Raw genomic sequence first — 17,611 nt, 5'->3', positions numbered from 1 at the left:
GCATTCAGTGTTCAGTCAACAAGAAAGAGTGTATTTTCGCAGGTTATTGCAATGGTCTGTGCGCGAATGCAAAACCCTGAGTTGCAATGGCATGTCGCCAAAGGCAATACTGGTCATCGGGCACCAGATCAGGAGGCGGACGACACATGCCGGGCGGCAGGCTCACTCACGACGAACGCCAGGTCATCGCGCAGGGCCTGGCGGACGGGCACACGTACACCGAGATCGCCAGGCGCCTCCAGCGCCCGGTCTCCACCGTCACCCGCGAGGTGATCCGCAACGGCGGGGCGGGCGACTACCGGGCCGACCGGGCCCACGACGCGACCGCCACCCGAGCCCGCCGCGGCAAGACCCTCCAGCCGCGCCCGGCGCCCGCCGCCGACGAACACGGGCGCGATCCGGAGACCATGAAGGCGCTGGAGGAACGCTTCACGGCCATGATGGTGGACACCGGCCTGACCCACACGCCCGCCCGGGTCCTCGCCTGCCTCTACATCACCGACAGCGGCAGCCTCACCGCGGCCGAGCTCGTCCAGCGCCTCCAGGTCAGCCCGGCCTCCATCTCCAAGGCCGTCGGCCAGCTCGAACAGCAGCGCCTCATCAGGCGCGAGCGCGACCCCCGGCGCCGCCGCGACCGGTACGTGATCGACGGCGACATCTGGCACCAGTCGTGGCTGGCCAGCGCCTACCAGAACGCCCGGCTCGCCGACCTCGCCCACGGCGGCGCCGACGCCCTCGGCCCGGCCACCCCCGCAGGGGTGCGGCTGGAGGGCCTGGGCCGGCTCCTGCGGCAGCTCAGCGACGACATGGTCCGCGCGGCCGAGCGGTGGCGCGACGCCTCGGGCGATCTGTCATGATCGCGGCTCATGGACATCGACGCCTTCTGGGACGTGGTCGAGCGCTCCGCCACCGCTCGGCCGGGAGGACTTCGAAAAGGTCGTCGGCTGTCCTGACCGCCTTGTGGAACTGCCGGCCATGCGACTGCTCGACGAGCTGTCACGCAACTACCGCCACGAGCGGACGAGCGCGTCGAGGGACGGCCGGATCCGGCTCGAACGGGTCACGCTCACCCGGTCCCGGCGCTGGCCGGACGAGGTCTATCCGGAATTCGAGCTGCCGGCCTACGTGGCCGCGAAGGCGTACGAACGGGTGACCGGCCCGGAGGCGATCGCCTGGGGGCTTCGGCGGACACGGTCGAGTTCACCCGCCGCCTCCCGCGACTCGCCCGCCATCACGGCGTCAACGACGAGCAGGACAAGAACGCCTCCACCTGGTGGCGGCGATATCTGGACCGGGAAGGAGAAGAAACCCGCGTCTGGACGTTCTCCCGCTGGAACACTACGGGCCCGGCTCGTACCCGCCCTGGGCGACGACGACTGTCGCCTCTCGCGCTACGGGGAGTGCTACCGCGACCGGTGCCTCGACGAGATGTGATCGTCATGAGGCCCTCGTGCAAGAAAGCAGAACTGCACTTCTGAGAGGTATGGTTCTGTATCAGATGTCGTCGCGGGAGCGGAGGAGACTTGATCGCCAAACCGGAGCGCCTCTTCGATCGCGTGCGAGAATGGCAGGGACTCACGGACTTCGTGGCGCCCCGTCAGAGCGCATCCGCCTTGACAGGTGCCGGCCTGGGCGTGGTCAGCGGACGGCGCAGGCAGGGAAAGAGTTTCCTCCTGCAGGCTCTGGCGGAAGCCGCCGGCGGAATGTACTTCGCCGCCACCGAAGCGACGGAGGCCGAGTCCTTGCGGCTGTTCGCGGAGGCCATCACCCGGTTCACCCGTGAAGTGGTGGAGATACCCTTCCGCGACTGGAACGACGCCATCCCCTACGTGTTGAGGGCCTTCCGTGACCGCCCAGTGCCGTTGATCATCGATGAGTTCCCCTTCCTCATCAGGGCATCTCCCGCACTGCCTTCGATCATCCAGCGGGAGCTCGGCCCCGGAGGCAGCGGCCGCGAGAGCGCGGCACGGTTGATCCTCTGCGGATCCGCCATGTCCGTGATGGGAGGGCTGCTCTCCGGGCAGGCGCCGCTACGCGGACGGGCCGGGCTCGAACTCGTGGTCCAGCCCTTCCGATACCGGCAAGCCGCCGAGTTCTGGGGAATCACGGACCCCCGCCTCGCCGTCATGGTGAACGCCATCGCCGGAGGCACTCCCGCCTATCGGTACGAGTTCACGCAGGGTGACGCGCCGTCGGAGCTCGCCGACTTCGACTCGTGGGTGGTACGCACGGTGCTGAACCCACAGAAACCGCTGTTCCGCGAGGCGCGTTACCTCCTCGCGGAGGAACGGGACATCCGGGACCCGGCGCTCTACCACTCGGTCCTGGCGGCGATCGCCAGCGGCAATTCGACCAACGGCGGCATCGCCGGCTATGTCGGACGCAAGTCGGACCAGATCACTCACCCGCTCAACGTCCTCGAGGACTGCGCGCTCATCACCCGCGAGCCCGACCTCTTCCGGTCCGGACGCGCCCGTTATCGCATCGTGGAACCCCTCATCACCTTCTACGAGGCGATCATGCGCAAGCGCTGGGCGGAATTGGAGATCCACCGGGCGGAGACCGTGTGGCGTTCGGTCAGGCAGACGTTCCTCGCCCAGGTCGTGGGCCCGCACTTCGAGGGCTTGTGCCGCGATTTCGCCCTGGACGGCGAGGACGGGCTCTTCGGCGAGTTCCCCGCCGAGCTCGGCTCCGGTGTGGTCGCCGATCCGGCCAACAGGACGCAGATCGAGGTGGACGTGGTGGCGTTGGCGGCACAGGAGCCGGGGCGGCCACGGCGGATCCTGTCACTCGGTGAGGCCAAGTGGGGAGACGTGATGGGGCGCCATCATCTCGAACGGCTTGCCAGGGCCCGCACACTGCTGGAACAGAAGGGCTACGACACCCGCGGCACCGTTCTGGCCTGTTACGGCGGGGCCGGATTCAGCCCGGAGTTGCGGGCGGCCGCCGGCGACGACGATCATGTTCGTCTCGTCGGAATCGACCGGCTCTACGGGGTCTCATGAGGAGCTCCAGTGATGCCGCTCCACCGCTCCCCGGAAAAGTGACTGGCGCCGAGGGGCCCGCTGCGGCATCATGGCGTCCATGATCTTCTACGGGAAGGGCGGCCACCGCCCCGGCCGGTGAACCCCGGCACGAGGAAGCTGAGCACCGGAGACGACGAGCTCACCTTCCTGGCACACACGATCTCCATGTCCTCCCTGCACGGCCCCGGCCCCTGGCCGCCGCATGCCATGGACCTGCCCGACGAGCCTCCTCGCCAGGACGACGGCAGGCCGTACATGCCCTCCGTCGTCATGGACGGCGTCCGCACCCACCACTTCGGCTTCGCCCCCGACCTCGGTGCCGTCCAGGAGGTCGCCGATCTCCTTCAGTGGCGGGCCCCGTACCAGAGGCTGCACGAGCGCCTCGCGGAGGCCTGCGCGCTGGAGCTCTGCGACGAGCTGGTGTCCGAGCTGGCGGGCAGGGAGCTGAGCAGGCGGCAGGTGTACGAGGCGGGCCGGTGGCTGGCCGAGCACGGCACGCGCCGCGAGGCCGTCAAGATCGGCATCGTGCTCGTCGGCGCGTCCGGCGACGAGCGGGACCGGGAGCTGCTGCTCCTGCTCGGCACGCTGGAGGAGTTCACCCTGTACGCGGCCGTCGCCCTGCTGCGCACCCAGCCGGCCGGGGAACGGGAGCGGGCGGTGTTCGAGCTGGCCGGCCGGGTGACCGCCTGGGGCCGCATCCACGCCGTCGAACGCCTCGAAGGCAGCGACGACCCCGAGGTCAAGGCGTGGCTGCTGCGCGAGGGCTTCCGCAACGGCGTCATGGACGAGTACCTGGCGCCGCTCGCCGCCACGACCGGCGACCTGTACTCCGCGCTCCTCGACCCCGAGCCGGACGAGGCGCTGGTGGACGGCGCGGGTGGCATCCTGTCCGCGCTGGTCCGCGGCGAGGGCGGCCCCACCACGGGCATCAGCGCGTACGGCGAGGCGGTGCCGGCCCTGGCCCGCTACGCCGACCTGGCCGCGGCCGGGGAAGCCACCCTGCGGCGCCTCGACCACCTCCTGACCATCCGCCGCCACCTGAGCGAGCCTCCCGAGCACTGGCTCCCCGCCGACGTGCAGGCTCTGCGCCGGCGCTACGCGGACGTGCTCGCGCAGCCGCGCTGGGCCGAACTGGCGCTGGCGGGGGTGGCGGACCCCAGGAGTGACGGCTTCGCGCTCGCCCAGTACTGCGCGCAGGGGCTGGCCCTGCCGATCCTGCCGCAGCTCGTGGCCCGGCTCCGGGTGGACCCGTGCGACGGCTTCACCTGGCAGCACGTGCTCGGCCTGGCCGATCCCGGCACGCTGGTGGCGCTGGCCGAGGAGCTGCTGCCGCTGGACGACCTGGCGAACGGCCCGGGAGACCGGCTCATCGGCGACGGTCATGAGCAGGCGCTGGAGACGATCGTCACGGAGCTGGAGCGGCATCCGGGTCTCGGCCTGCCGCTCGTCAGGGCGGCGCTGCGCAACCGGGGCATCCGGGTCCGGCGGTGCGCGGTCCGGGCGTTGCGGGCCTGGCCGGAGCCGCCGGAAGAGGCCGCCGCGTGGGTGCGGGCGGCGCACGCGGTGGAGCCGGACGGGGCGCTCCGCGACGAGATGGACGCCTACCTGGGGCAAGGGTGATGCGCATGCGATCTCAGGAACTGCTCGACGAGGTGGAGCCGCTGTCCCACGGGCAGCGCTGCCGTCACCTGGCACTGCGCGCCCGCGAGCTGTCCGGCCGCGCCGAGGGGCGAGGTGAGGGCGGTCCCGACGGCCGCGCCGAGCTGGCCGCCCTGCTGGAGGAGCTGGCCGCGGGCGGCTCGTACGAGCGTCTGCTGGCCGTGCGGATGGCGGCGGCGGCGAGGGACCTCCCGCGCCTCATCCGCGCTCTGGCCGACCCGGACCCTGACATATCCGGATTCGCGATCGCCCAGGCCGTCAAGCTCGGCGCCCCCGACGACACCATCCTCGCCCTGGCCCGCACCGCTCCCCTCCGCCACCGCCTGACCGCATACCGCGCCATCAGGCGCAACCGCCGCGCCGACCTGGCCGAGCGCCTGATCGACGAGGTGCACGAGCGGTGGGGCGACCGCGAGGCCGCGGGCCTGCTCGTGGCCTGCCGGCCCGAGGTGGTCGCCGCCAGGCTGGCCGGCCTCGCCCACGCGGTGCCCAACTGGGCGGCGCTGGCCGGGAAGCACCCGCTCCTGGTGCTCGACCACGTCGAGCAGACGCTGGACGGCCTGCCCCAGGACCTGCGGAACACCTGGTGGCCGACCGTGGTCCCCGGCGTGGAGGCCGCCGCCAGGCACGCCCCCGAGCGGGTGATCGCGCTGCTGGAGCGCCACTGGACGCCCAGGTCGTGGCGCTGCGCGGGCCGGCTCCTGGACGCCGACCCGGCCCGTACGCTGGCCGTCTACCTGACCCCCGGCCGGCAGCGCCCGCTCGCCGGCCTGCTCAGGCGGGCGGGCGTGCGGCGGCGGCTGGCCGCGCTCACCGACGAGCGGCTGGCCGAGCTGGGCAGGGCGGTGCGCGAGCAGCCCGGCGCGGTAGCCGATCTGCTGCGGTCGCTGCCGCCCTCCCGCAGGGACGCGATGTTCACGGCGACGACGCGAGGCGCCGACCCCTCCCAGCAGGTCTCCTCCGAGGACCTGCTGAACCCCGACCTCTCCCAGCAGGTCCACTCCGAGGACCTGCTGAACCTCCTCCCGCTGAGCCGCCGCGTCGCCGTGGCCCGCCGCATGCTCGGGCTGCGCGCCGTCGCCGAGGACGAGCTGCGCACGCTGGAGATCACCGCCTTCCTCCCCTACGACGAGGCCGAGCCGGTGCTGCGCGCCGCCACCCGCCGCTCCGACGCACAGGACCGCGCCAACGGCTACGTCAACCTGATCGCCTGCGCGGGCCGCAGCCGCGACCCCGAGGCCCTCACCCGGCTGACGGACGCCCTGACCCGCCTGCGCAACGAGCAGGACCCGGTGCGCGCCGCGGCCCTCACGGCCTTGGCCGGGATCCCCGGCGGGCTCATCCAGCCCGCGCACGTGCCCTTCCTCGACGGGCTCGCCGAGGACGCGCTGGCGGCCCGCGACTGCTCGCTCCGCACGCGGCACGCCGTCAGCAGCCTGGCCGCCTGGGTCTTCGAGCAGGGGGCCACGCGGGAGGACGCGGCCCTGCTGGAGTTCGGCATGCGGACGTTCGAGCGGGTGATCGAGCACGTGGGCACGGCCACGCTCAGCCATCTGACGGAGGTGTTGCGGCGCGGCCGGGAGGTCGAGCTGGTCCGCAGGCTGGCGCCGTACCTGGAGGCGGCGGCCGGCCACGACAGGCACCGGCTCGCCTTCGTGATCGCCACGGCACTCGGCCGCCGCGGGCACGAGCTGCCCGAGCTGCAGCGGGCGCTGGAGCGCGCGCTGGACGCGGTCGACGGGGCGGAGGCGATCGAGGCCGTCGAGTACTGGCTGGAGCCGCCGCGGACGAGGGGTGAGCGGGTGGCGGGGCTGCTGGCGGCGGATCCGTCCGTGGTGCAGCTGGACAGGGTGTTCGAGGTGCTGGCGTGGCAGCGTACGGACCTGCTGGAGGCCGCGCTCGGCCCGGAGGATCCGGAGGGGCGCTTCGCCAGGAGCGGCGCGCGCCGGGTGCACCACGTGCCGCGCGCGGCCGTGCTGCGCTGGACGGCCCGGCAGCGCGAGGCGTACCTGGGGCTGCTGGAACGGGTCGCGCGGGACACCACGCTGCCCGTGTGGGAGCGGGCGCGGGCCGTGCGGAGGACGGGCGAGGTGCCCGGGGTGCCGGCCGCGCGGTTGCGGGCGTACGTGACGCCGGGGGAGACCGCGGTGCGGCGGGCCGCGCTGACCGCGCTGCCGTGGACGGTGTCGCCGCAGGACGTGCTGGGCGACCTGCTCGCGCACGCGGGCGGGGACGACGCGCACGTGGCGGTGTACGGGGCGGCGCGGGCGGCCAGGTTCGTGCGGCCCGCGGAGCTGGCGGCGGAGCTGGGGCCGGTGCTGGCCGGTGGGAAGGTCGCCGCGCGCAAGGAGGCCATCCGGCTGCTGGCCCGGCACCGCGCGCCCGGCGCGATGGGCGTGCTGCGTGGGCTGTGGGAGGCGCAGGGACAGCACAAGGACGTCCGGGCGGCGATCGTGTCGGCGGCGGCGGACCTGCTCTCCGAGCCGGAGGCCTGGGAGCTGCTCAGGGAGGCGGTCGCGGCGGCGGAGGACGTGGCCGCCCCGGTGCTGGGGCCGCAGCCGCTGAACCTGCCGGAGCGGTGGCGGCCCGCGTACGGGGAGCTGATCGCCGCCGCGACCCGTTCGGGTGACCTGGGGACCCGGCTGGTGGCCGTCCGTGCGCTGCCTCGCTGGGGCTCCTACGTGCGCGGCGCCCCGGAGCGGCTGGCCGAGATCGTCCGCGAGCTCGGCCGGACCGCCGAGTGGCGGGCCGCGGCCCACGGGCTGGTGGGGGTGGCCTGCTCGGGGAGCGGGGTGGAGGAGCTGCGGCGGACCGTGCGCGCGCTCGCCGCCGCGCCCGACGGCCCGGACGCAGGAGCCGAACGCGACCGCCCGGCCGCCCAGCGGCTCGCAACCATCGTGCTGGACCTGCGCCTGAACCTCCATCCCGGCCAGGGCCGGCACCCCCGCCTGAACCTCCATCCCGGCCAGGGCCGGCGCCCGCGCCACGCCGTGGACCCGGAGCCGGTACGGCAGGCCGCGCGGGCGATCGTGGACGATCTGCCCGCCGACCTGGCGGCCGAGCTGCTGGCCGCCACCGTGGACTGGGAACACGACCCGCGGCACGACCTGGCCCGGCTGCTCGGGACGATCCCCGGGGTGCTGGCCGCCGCCGAGGCCGGCAAGCTGCTCGCGGCGTCGGCGCGGGACGTGCCGGCGGAGCTGCTGCTGCCGCACGCGCGGTGGCTGGCGGAGCGCGGCGAGGCGGGCGCGTTGCTGGCCGTCGCGCTGGCCGAGTCGTGCGCCATCAGGGCGGGCTGGGGCGAGGCCTGGCGTGAGCTGCTGCGGCGGGTCAGGGCGAGCGGCCTGCGCGAGGCGGGGTACCGGGCACGCCGGGTCACGACGGCCATGGAGTGAACGGGGAGGGTTCGGCACCACTTCACTGACAGTTCAGGAAATTGTCAGACATCTGCATGGGTGCGGTATAACGTCGATTTTTGATCATCGAACGTCGAAGACGGGGTTACCGCACCATGCGCAAGGTCCTGACACTCACCCTCGCCGCCACCTCCGCCCTCTCCTTCCTCGCCGCCACCCCGGCAGGCGCCGCCGACCGTCCCCGCGACCTCCCGACGGAGATCTACGGCGGCGCCTGGACGGCCGGCCACGTCCAGGGCATGGCCATCGACCAGCGCAAGGGGTACATGTACTTCTCCTTCACCAACCTCCTCGTCAAGACCGACCTTCAGGGCAGGCTCGTCGGCTCCGTGACCGGCTTCACCGGCCACCTGGGCGACCTCGACTTCAACTCCCAGGACGGCCGCGTGTACGGCTCGCTGGAGTACAAGGAGCAGGAGTCGTTCTACATCGCGATCTTCGACGTGGACCGCATCACCGCGCCCGACATGGACGCCCAGACCGCCGACGTGGTCAAGACCGTGTACCTGAAGGAGGTCGTCGCCGACTACGTGGCCGACATGAACGGGGACGGCAGGTTCGACGGCAACGTCGGCAACACCCCCGACCACCGCTACGGCTGCAGCGGCATCGACGGCGTCTCGTTCGGCCCCGAGTTCGGCAGGAAGCACGGCAGGCAGAAGCTGACCGTCGCCTACGGCATCTACGCCAACACCACCCGGCAGGACAACGACTACCAGGTCCTGCTCCAGTACGACATCCAGCAGTGGAAGAAGTACGAGCGCCCGCTCACCGAGAGCGCCCCGCACAAGAGCGGCCCCGAGCAGGTGGACGGCAAGTACTTCGCCTACACCGGCAACACCACCTACGGCGTGCAGAACCTCGAGTACGACGAGCACACCGGCAACTGGATGATGGCCGTCTACAAGGGCACCAAGCCGCAGTTCCCGAACTACACCTTCTTCATGGTGGACGGCGCCGCCCGCCCCAGGACGGGCGAGCTCGCCGGCCAGCCGCAGGCCGAGCGCGGCCAGCTCCTCACGCTGGCGCCCGGCGGGCTGGAGGACGCGGCGACCGGGGTCAGGGGCTGGCAGTTCACCGGTGAGTACGGGCTGATCTCGCTCGGCGGCGGCCACTACTACGTGGCCAAGGCCGGCAAGGTCACCGAGGACGGCGTCTCCAAGCACACCGGCCACGCCCAGCTCTACCGCTGGACCGGCCAGTCGCCGACGCCCTTCGAGCGCGTCGGCTGACGCCGCCTCCATGACAGGCCGCCTGCGGCCGGTCAGCGCGGACTGTTAGGGTCGTGCCCCTTGAACGAGTAAAGCATCCTGCATGGGAGGGTCATGCGGACCACGGGGAAGATCGCGATCGTCACGTCCGTGCTGGCCATGGCCGCCGCCGTTCCGGCGGCGGCCATGGCGCAGGCGGCGCCGGCCTGGGTCGCCTACCACGACCTGAGCGCGAGCCAGAGCGTCGCCCGGGTGAAGCAGCTCAAGGACCAGGGCTACCGGCCGATCACGGTCAACGTCTCCGACGGGGAGCGGTACGCCGCCGTCTGGGTCAAGGGCGGCTCCGGTGAGTGGGGCATCTGGCAGGGCATGTCGGCCGACGGGTTCCAGAAGCGGTTCGACGCCGGGCTGGAGGAGGGGGCGCAGCCGACCTCCGTCTCGGCCACCGGGCCGGCCGGCTCGGAGGTGTTCACCGCAGTCTTCGAGAAGAAGCCCGGCGCGTTCCTGGCCAGGGCCGGCCTCACCCCGGCCGCCTTCGCCGCCGCCAACAAGGAGGCCGCCGCCAAGAAGCTCGCGCTGACCTCGGTCGACGCGTACGGCACGCCGGGCGACATCCGCTACGTCGCCGTGTGGAGCGCCGGCGGCGGCGCCTGGCAGTACACCTACGGCAAGTCGCTCAAGCAGCACGAGGCCGAGTTCTACGCCAAGAAGAAGAAGGGTTTCCGGCCGGTCAGGATCGCCGTGGCGCCCGACGGGACGTACGCGGCCGTGTGGCGCAAGGACCGGGTCAGGTCCTGGGCCCACTACGTGGACATGAGCGCTTCCGGCTACCAGAAGCGCTTCGACGACCTCAAGGCCAAGGGGCTCGCCCCGGTGCAGGTCAACGCGGAGAACGGCAAGTACGCCGCCATCTGGCAGTAGCCGGCTCGGGTGCGGTGGACGACGCCACCGCACCCCGCCGTCACTTCGCCAGGATCCGGACGTGGCCGCTCCCGCTGCCGGCCGCGATCCTCCGTTCGCTCTCCCGGTCGTTCTTCACCTCCGAGCGCGTGCTCCCGTCCGTGCTCGTGGCCGTCACCGCGTACGTGCCCGAGGGAACCCGCGCCGTCACCCCGCCGTCCTGCGAGCGCAGGTCGAGGGTGGTGGGGGGATCGGTGAACGCCACGTCGATCGGCCCGTCCGAGGTGCGGCAGCGCACGTACGGGGACGTGAGGCCCGCGCCGGTGATCGAGCCGTCGCTCCGCAGCCGCAGCCGGCCCGAGGCGCCCGTGACCTGGATGCGATCCCGGCTGCTGGCGGCCACGTCCTGCGTGAGACCGTCCAGGATCAGACCGTCCGTCACGTCGATCGAGAGCCGGACGCCGGGCGGGACCTTGACGTGGTAGCGGGCGCCGCAGTCGCCGAAGACCATGTCGCAGGCGGCGCTCAGGCGCAGGGTGCCGTCGCGCAGCGACCAGGCGGGGGCGTCGGCGGCCTTGCCGCGCACCCACCGCTCCACCTGGACGGCGCCGCCGGCGCCCTGGAGGACGCGGACGCCGCCCAGGGAGGCGTCGATCTTCAGGTCGGCCCCGGTGAAGGGGAACGACCGGGCGGCGTGGACCTCGTCGGCCTTCAGGTCCACGCCGCAACCGGTGGCCGCCAGGAGCGCCACGCATGCCGCGATTGCCGCAATCTGCCTCATGGCCCCGATCGTGGCCGAGCGGGCCGCCCCGGCCATCGACCGTCCGGCCGAATCGGCATCGGCCGTTCGGCCGGTGTCGGGGCCGCTACAGCGCCGACAGCAGCGCGTGCACCTGCCCCAGCGGGTCGGCCCCGATCGGGCGTACCGCCACCGACGTGGCCCCGGCCGCCCACAGGCTCTTGACCTGCGCCGCGGCCTCCTCGGCGGTGCCGGACGCCATCGCCACGTCCTCCGGCGGGACACCCAGGAACCCGGCCTGCCCGGCCACCGCCTCCCGCACCGCCTCCGCGCTGCCCGACCCGACGCGCAGGAAGGTGAACACGACCAGCTCGTGCTCCCGCCCGGCCCCGATCGTCTCGATGATCCCGGGCACCTGGTCGGGGCCCACGCCCTCGGGCACGATCGTGCCCTGGGCCACGCGCCCCGACAGCGCCAGCGAGCGCGGCCGCTTCACCCCGGCCAGCACGGGCGGCGGCTCGGCCGGCGGGTGCACCAGCGACACGCCGTCCAGGTGGACCTCCTTGCCGTGCAGGGTGACGGTCTCGCCGCGCAGCAGCGCGGTCACCGCGGTGATCGTCTCCTCCAGCAGGGCGAGCGGCGAGGCCGGGGCGGCGCCCACCTGGCGCATCCAGTCGAGTACGCCGTGCCCGATCCCGGCCGCCAGCCGCCCCGGGTGCATCCGTGCCAGGTTTCCCAGCTCCATCGCCAGCAGCGCCGGGTTGCGCAGCGGCGCGGGGGCGATGCCCAGGCCGACGCGCAGCCGGGAGGTGACGGCGAGCGCCGTGGCGGCCGAGGTGAGGCCGCCCGTCCAGCCCAGGTCCTCCACCACCCACAGGTCGTCGACGGACGTCTCGTCGAGCGCTCTGGCGAACGGGACGAGCTGCTCGGGCGGCAGCCCCCGGTCGAACATGACGCCGAGTCTCACGATGCCCTCCAGTAATAGCGGAACAACCGGCCGGTCTCCGAGTATCCAGCACGCAGGAAGGCGTCGGCGGTGGGGACGTTGGCGACGTCGGTGGCGGCCACGATGCGTTGCAGGCCGGCCTCGGCGAGCGTGCGGGTGCCGTGGGCCAGCAGGTCGTCGACGTAGCCGTGGCCGCGGTGCTCGGGCACCACGCCGATGTAGGCGATCGAGTGGTCGTCGGGCGCCACCAGCCCGACGGGGGAGTCACCGAGGTAGCCGATGACGAACCAGCCGGGCTTGGCCTTGCGGCTCATCAGGTCGTCGTACATCCACCGGGCCTCCTTCTCCGCGCCCGACGTGGCCACCTCCACCTGCGTGTCGTGGTCGAGCGAGCCCTCGGAGACGCGTACGAGGATGTCGATCACCTCGGCGGGGTCCATGCGGCGGGCGGGGCGGTAGGCCAGCCTGCCCGGATCGGCGGGCACGTCGCTCCCGGCCGCCCACTCCAGCATCAGCCGCTCCACCTCCATGGAGAACCCGGCCTCGATGAGCGCCTCGTGCTCGACCGCGCGATCGACGACGGGATCGAGCCCCGGCTGGAGCGAGATGTCGTGGATCACCTTGGTCAGGCCCATCGCGCCGAGGCTGCCGCGCAGCAGGCCGGCGGCGGCCACGGGGTCGGGGCCCGGCTCGAACTGCCAGACGATCGCCGGCTCCGAGCCGGGGAAGGGCGCCCAGTAGGCCAGGCGGGCCTGCCCTTGCGCGAAGCACCACTCAGGCCGTGTCCTGCCCTCGTCGAAGGCGGCGCGGAGCTGGGAGCGCGCAGGCTCGGGGAACTGGTCGAACAACGTGAAAGCCTCCGCACCTCAAGGGGGCTCTCCCGCGACTCGGAGAAGGGTCGTGGAGAGGCGTGCCCAACATGACCCGACCATGTTCTCGCACACCTCTTACCGGATGACCCGCTACCGCTCAGGCGGCGTTCTCCAGCGCGGCCCGCGCCTCGGTGAGGGAAGGGCTCGTCTCGAAATGCCGGTCGAGATTGGTGATCGTCAGCAAGTGGCGGATCATTCCGGGAGCGAGGACCAGGATCATGCGCCCGTGCAGATCCTGGATGTGGTTGAGCGTGGCCACCAGCACGCCGAGCCCGACGGAGTCGCAGAACGGCACCTCGGTGAGGTCCACGACCACGTTGAGGGGATCGGCGGCCGCGAGGGCCTGCTCCAGCTCCGCCCGCAACCGGGGCGCGCCTGCAACGTCGAGATCGCCTACGACGTGCAGAACCGTACAGGGCTCCTCCCGCCAGTGCCTGACCACCATGGGCCTCACCTGCCCGACACCTCGATAATTATGCCTATTTCTTACATATGTTCTGCATTGCCGTTTTGGTGGTTGGTGTAACACTCGGCTTCGCAGTCGGGGTGCCAGTGGACTTCTGTTGCTGGACTTTCGGCTGGTCGCTGCCCAGGATCAGCTCGATGCCGTCGAGCTCCACCTTGCGCAGCTCCGCTCCGGGAATGGCGGCGGCCACGACTTTCGCCTGCGCCTCGAAAGCCTCGCCGTAACGGATGAAGGTCTGCTTGTAGTCCTTCTTCGAGGTGTTCCCCGGCTTGCCCGGCACCTTGAAGCCGTAGGCGACCAGCGCGTCCTTCGTCCGCGCCCCCAGGCCCGTGATCAGCGTGCCGTTCTTGACCTCCAGCGTGATCTCGCCGGGCGTGAGCGCCGGAGGCTTGGGGGAGGCCGAGGTGGAGGCCGGGGCGGACGGCGTGGGCCTGGCAGGATCCTGGTCCGCGTCGATCTTGGCGAACAGGTCCCGGGCCGCCTGCTTGTCCCACAGCACCGCCGACTCGCCCGTGGGGGTCTTGAAGTCGACGTCGGCCAGCGGCACCTCGGCGAACGTCACGTCCGACAGCGAGACGTCCCGCATCTGCGTGGCCAGCCCGAGCAGCCCGTCGTCGGGATCGACCTTCACCGTGCTCAGCGTCGAGTTGACGAACGAGGCCAGCTTGGCCGGGTTGGCCAGCGTGTCGGCGCTCAGCGCCCGGTTGAGCAGCGCCGAGATGACCTGCTGCTGCCGGTCGATGCGGTCGAGGTCGGAACGGGCGGTGGCGCGGGTGCGGGCGTAGCCGAGCGCCTGCACGCCGTCGAGCTGGTGGGTGCCGGCCGGCAGGTTGAGCGCGATCTTGGTGTCGTCGATGGGCACGGGCGTGCAGACGGTGACCCCGCCGAGGGAGTCGACGACGTCGATGAAGCCCAGGATGTTGACCTCGATGTAGCGGTTGATCTCAAGCCCGGTGGCCGCCTCGACGGTCTGCTTGGCCAGCTTGGGCCCGCCGAACTGGTAAGCGGAATTGATCTTGTGGTCGCCCTTGCCCGGGATCGTCGTCCAGGTGTCGCGCGGCAGGCTCACCACGGTGACCTTGCTGTGGTCCTCCGACAGGTGGACGACCATCATCGTGTCGGTGCGCTGGCCGGCCTCCCGGCCCAGCTTGAGCCGGTTCTGCTGCTGGCGGGTGAGGTCGTCGCGCTTGTCCACGCCGACCAGCAGGATGTTCTCGGCGCCCTGGGACGCGGGCGCGGTCACCCCCGCGTCGACCGTGCCGATCTGGCGCGGGGTCGCCCACACCACGCCCGTGGTGATCAGCACGCCGGTGGACAGGAGGCCGGCGGCCAGCACGTTGCGGCGGCGGGCCCTGGCACTTCTGCGCGGCGGCCGCCGAGTGCGGACGGGTGTCGTCAGCTTGACGTCGCCGTAGGCGTCTCCGCCCACGAGCACACCGCCGTCCTCCTCGTCCGGGTCGCGCATACCGTCCCCCTCTTGTCACCCCGGAGGATCGGCCTTTCGATTGCCCTCCTCCCACGGTCGTACAGTAGCGTGAGCCCCGCCATGAAGCAGTTCCCCGACTCGCCGCACGCGCCCGCGCAGACGCGCGGCTGGCCCCCCATCTCCGTCGTCATGCCGGTCCTCAACGAGGAGCGGCACCTCCGCGAGGCCGTCGAGATGGTCCTCGCCCAGAGCTACCCAGGTGAGATCGAGGTCGTTCTCGCCGTGGGTCCGTCCCAGGACCGCACCCAGGAGGTCGCCGACGCCATCGCGGCGGCCGACCGGCGGGTGACGGTGGTGCCCAACCCGACGGGCCGCACCCCCAACGCGCTCAACGCGGCCATCGCCGCCTCCCGCAACGACATCGTCGCCAGGGTCGACGGGCACGCCATGCTGCCCGACGACTACCTGCGCGTGGCCGTCGAGACGCTGGCCGAGACCGGCGCCGACAACGTGGGCGGCATCATGGCGGCCGAAGGGATCACCCCCTTCGAGCAGGCCGTCGCGTGCGCCATGACCTCCAAGATCGGCGTGGGCGCCGCCGCGTTCCACGTGGGCGGCACGGCCGGGCCGGCCGACACCGTCTACCTCGGAGTCTTCCGCCGGTCGGCGCTCGCCCGCGTGGGCGGCTACGACGAGCACTTCCAGCGGGCCCAGGACTGGGAGATGAACCACCGCATCCGCCAGACGGGCGGGCTCGTGTGGTTCCAGCCGCGCATGCGGGTCTCCTACCGGCCCAGGCCCAACGTGAAGGCGCTGGCCAAGCAGTACTTCCACTACGGCCGCTGGCGGCGGGTGGTCGCGCGCACCCACGAGGGCACGATCAACCTCCGCTATCTCGCGCCCCCGGCCGCCGTGCTCGCCATGCTGCTCGGGCTGGTCGTCTCGCCGTTCTTCCCGCTCGCGCTGATCGTGCCCGGCGGTTACCTCGCGGCCATCGCCGCGGGCTCCGCGCTGACCGGCGGCGGGCTGCCGACGAGCGCCAAGCTGCGGCTGCCGCTGGTGTACGCCACCATGCACTGCTCGTGGGGCTGGGGCTTCCTCACCAGCCCGAAGAAGCTGGCCCGGCCGCTGCGCTGACCCCGTCCTCCGTCCCCCCGCACCCCGCCGCACCCGCGGCGGGGTGCCGAGCTCATCCTCCGGAGAAGACGCGCTCCACTGCCGCGTCGAACCGCGCCATCGCGTCCGGGTACTCCGGCCCGAACAGGTAGCTCCTCAGCTTCACCCGCGCCCTGGCCAGCGTGTCCTCCCCGTCCAGGAACTCCGCCAGCCCCGACAGGTCCCCGCCCAGCAGCACCCCCGCCTCCGTGCTCGGATAACGCTCGTGGAAGGCGCGCTCGGGCAGCCCCGCCACGTTCGTCACCGCGTACGGCTTCTCGCTGGCCAGGAAGTCGGCCACCACGCTGGAGATGTCGCTGATCAGCAGGTCGCACTCGTTGAAGCAGTCGTACAGGTGCGGCACGGGCCCGGCGACGACCAGGTGCCTGATGTGCGGCGCCGCCCCGGCCGGCCTGGAGGGGTGGCGGGCCTTGGACTTGGCCAGCTCCGCCGCCTCGATCATGGCGACGATCTTCCTGTGGGCCCGGGTGGCGCTCTTGTCGCGGTGCCCGGTGAGCGGGTGCGGCTTGTAGATCACGCGCAGCGGGGGCTGGTGGTCGAGCAGGGCGCGCACGATGCGCGGGCCCATGGTGATCAGCGAGGTGTGGAACAGGTCGTCGTTCCAGCCCTCCCAGGTGGGCGCGTACAGGACCGTCCGGTACGGCAGCCCCGGCCCCTCCGTCGAGATGCCCTGGAGCTGCGGCCGGCCGACCTCGTGGATGTTCTCGTCCCTGACGCCCACCTTGGCCCGGCGGTAGCGGTCGCGGCCGGCGGGCCCCGCCACCCACACCTCGTCGTAGACCCGCGAGAACGGGTTGAACGAGGCCTCCTTGTCGCTGTCGCCGTGGTTGAGGAACGCGCTGCGCAGGGTCGGGATGCGCAGCATGTGCACGTTCCTGCCGACGTTGGCGACGTACAGGCAGAGCTTGGCCCCGGCCAGCGCGCGGAAGCTCATCAGGTCGGCCGACGACGGGATGCACACCATCGGCAGGCCGGTGCACTCCAGGTGCCTGGCCATGCCGCGCTCGCGCAGCACGACGATGGCGCGCCTGCGCATGCGTTCGAGGGTGGGCAGCCACATCCTGGCCTGGTAGGCGGCGGCCGTGGCGCCGGAGAAGTACAGGATCACCTCGGGGCCGTACTTCTCGACCTGCTCGCCCACCACGTCCAGCACCCTGGCCCGGTCGGTGAGCGGCCTGGCGCGGCGCACGTACGGGATGAGGGCGAGCGCCCCGGCCAGGCCGGCCGTGAGCGCCACCGCCGCGCCCAGCGTGGCCGGGACGGCCCCCAGGACGGCTCCGAGCACCGGCAGCGCGTCCAGATAGAGGAACGGCACGCTGCCGGCGTCGCGCAGCGGCCCCGGCGGCATCCTGGGGATGCGCAGCGCGGAGACGTCGAGGTTGCGGGTGGTCACCGGCATCCTGCTGAGCATCTGGCGCAGCCGCAGCGCCAGGCCCGTGTGCAGGGCCCGCACCGCGTGGATCGCCAGCATCCCGGCGGCCAGCGCCGCGAACCACGGCAGCTCGGCCCCCGTCGTGCGCGCGACCAGGAGCAGCGCCATGGTCTCCCTGGCCGCGAAGCGCAGCGTGACTCCCAGGTGCACCTTGGCGAGCAGCTCGGGCAGCGGGCGGGCGGCGCGCGGGGCCGCGTACTCGACGAGGTACGAGGCCGCGGCCACCGCTCCGAACAGCACCGGTGCCGGCCACAGCGCCGCCACCAGCAGCGCGGGGTAGCAGGCGAGCAGCGCCGCGATCACGATGAGTCTCCTCATGCGATCGCACGGTACTAAGCCCCA

General features: G+C 72.3%; 14 protein-coding genes. 8 read left to right on the top strand and 6 right to left on the bottom strand.

Annotated elements, in window-relative coordinates:
* Positions 1-146: 146 nt before the first annotated feature.
* The 7 genes from HD597_RS44030 (at position 147) to HD597_RS44000 (ending at position 10,233) form a co-directional block, all read left to right on the top strand.
* Positions 147-857 carry a GbsR/MarR family transcriptional regulator gene (locus tag HD597_RS44030; RefSeq protein WP_253751825.1) on the top strand — a complete coding sequence of 237 codons (711 nt, stop codon included), beginning with the start codon at positions 147-149 and terminating at the stop codon, positions 855-857.
* Positions 858-975: 118 nt separating this feature from the next.
* Positions 976-1,434, top strand: a complete 459-nt coding sequence (locus tag HD597_RS44025) for a hypothetical protein (protein ID WP_253751822.1) — start codon at positions 976-978, stop codon at positions 1,432-1,434.
* A 179-nt stretch (positions 1,435-1,613) separates the two neighbouring features.
* Positions 1,614-3,005, top strand: a complete 1,392-nt coding sequence (locus HD597_RS44020) for an AAA family ATPase (protein WP_253751819.1) — start codon at positions 1,614-1,616, stop codon at positions 3,003-3,005.
* Between the two features lie 117 nt (positions 3,006-3,122).
* On the top strand, positions 3,123-4,646 hold the full coding sequence (locus HD597_RS44015) for a hypothetical protein (RefSeq protein WP_253751816.1): 1,524 nt from the start codon (positions 3,123-3,125) through the stop codon (positions 4,644-4,646).
* Positions 4,647-4,651: 5 nt separating this feature from the next.
* Positions 4,652-8,080, top strand: coding sequence for a hypothetical protein (locus HD597_RS44010; protein WP_253751812.1), 3,429 nt, complete (start codon positions 4,652-4,654; stop codon positions 8,078-8,080).
* A gap of 116 nt (positions 8,081-8,196) precedes the next feature.
* Positions 8,197-9,333, top strand: coding sequence for a hypothetical protein (locus HD597_RS44005; protein ID WP_253751809.1), 1,137 nt, complete (start codon positions 8,197-8,199; stop codon positions 9,331-9,333).
* 93 nt (positions 9,334-9,426) lie between these two features.
* On the top strand, positions 9,427-10,233 hold the full coding sequence (locus HD597_RS44000) for a hypothetical protein (RefSeq protein WP_253751805.1): 807 nt from the start codon (positions 9,427-9,429) through the stop codon (positions 10,231-10,233).
* A 40-nt stretch (positions 10,234-10,273) separates the two neighbouring features.
* Here the strand turns inward: HD597_RS44000 and HD597_RS43995 are convergent, their stop codons facing one another.
* The 5 genes from HD597_RS43995 to HD597_RS43975 form a co-directional block, all read right to left on the bottom strand.
* The gene (locus HD597_RS43995; RefSeq protein ID WP_253751802.1) at positions 10,274-10,993 is read right to left on the bottom strand and encodes a DUF4097 family beta strand repeat-containing protein; all 720 of its coding nucleotides are present in this window, start codon (positions 10,991-10,993) and stop codon (positions 10,274-10,276) included.
* Between the two features lie 85 nt (positions 10,994-11,078).
* A complete protein-coding gene (locus tag HD597_RS43990) occupies positions 11,079-11,918 on the bottom strand; it encodes an LLM class flavin-dependent oxidoreductase (RefSeq protein WP_253751800.1) in 840 nt (279 codons plus the stop codon).
* Entirely contained in the window at positions 11,915-12,745 is an 831-nt protein-coding gene (locus tag HD597_RS43985) for a GNAT family N-acetyltransferase (RefSeq protein WP_253751797.1), read from the bottom strand. The genes HD597_RS43990 and HD597_RS43985 overlap by 4 nt, the downstream gene beginning before the upstream one ends.
* 121 nt (positions 12,746-12,866) lie before the next feature.
* Positions 12,867-13,214 carry an STAS domain-containing protein gene (locus HD597_RS43980; RefSeq protein WP_253751794.1) on the bottom strand — a complete coding sequence of 116 codons (348 nt, stop codon included), beginning with the start codon at positions 13,212-13,214 and terminating at the stop codon, positions 12,867-12,869.
* 34 nt (positions 13,215-13,248) lie between these two features.
* Complete coding sequence (locus HD597_RS43975) at positions 13,249-14,700, bottom strand: LCP family protein (RefSeq protein WP_253751791.1); 1,452 nt, start codon at positions 14,698-14,700, stop codon at positions 13,249-13,251.
* A gap of 39 nt (positions 14,701-14,739) precedes the next feature.
* Between HD597_RS43975 and HD597_RS43970 the strand changes: the two genes are divergently transcribed.
* Positions 14,740-15,798, top strand: coding sequence for a glycosyltransferase family 2 protein (locus HD597_RS43970; RefSeq protein ID WP_504928502.1), 1,059 nt, complete (start codon positions 14,740-14,742; stop codon positions 15,796-15,798).
* Between the two features lie 52 nt (positions 15,799-15,850).
* Here the strand turns inward: HD597_RS43970 and HD597_RS43965 are convergent, their stop codons facing one another.
* Entirely contained in the window at positions 15,851-17,587 is a 1,737-nt protein-coding gene (locus HD597_RS43965; RefSeq protein ID WP_253751788.1) for a CDP-glycerol glycerophosphotransferase family protein, read from the bottom strand.
* Positions 17,588-17,611: the final 24 nt, after the last annotated feature.

Origin of the sequence: Nonomuraea thailandensis, assembly GCF_024172165.1 — a bacterium.
GTDB classification, from domain to species: domain Bacteria; phylum Actinomycetota; class Actinomycetes; order Streptosporangiales; family Streptosporangiaceae; genus Nonomuraea; species Nonomuraea thailandensis.
The sequence above is the reverse complement of the archived record's forward strand: the minus strand, read 5'-3'. Positions and strand labels throughout refer to the sequence as shown.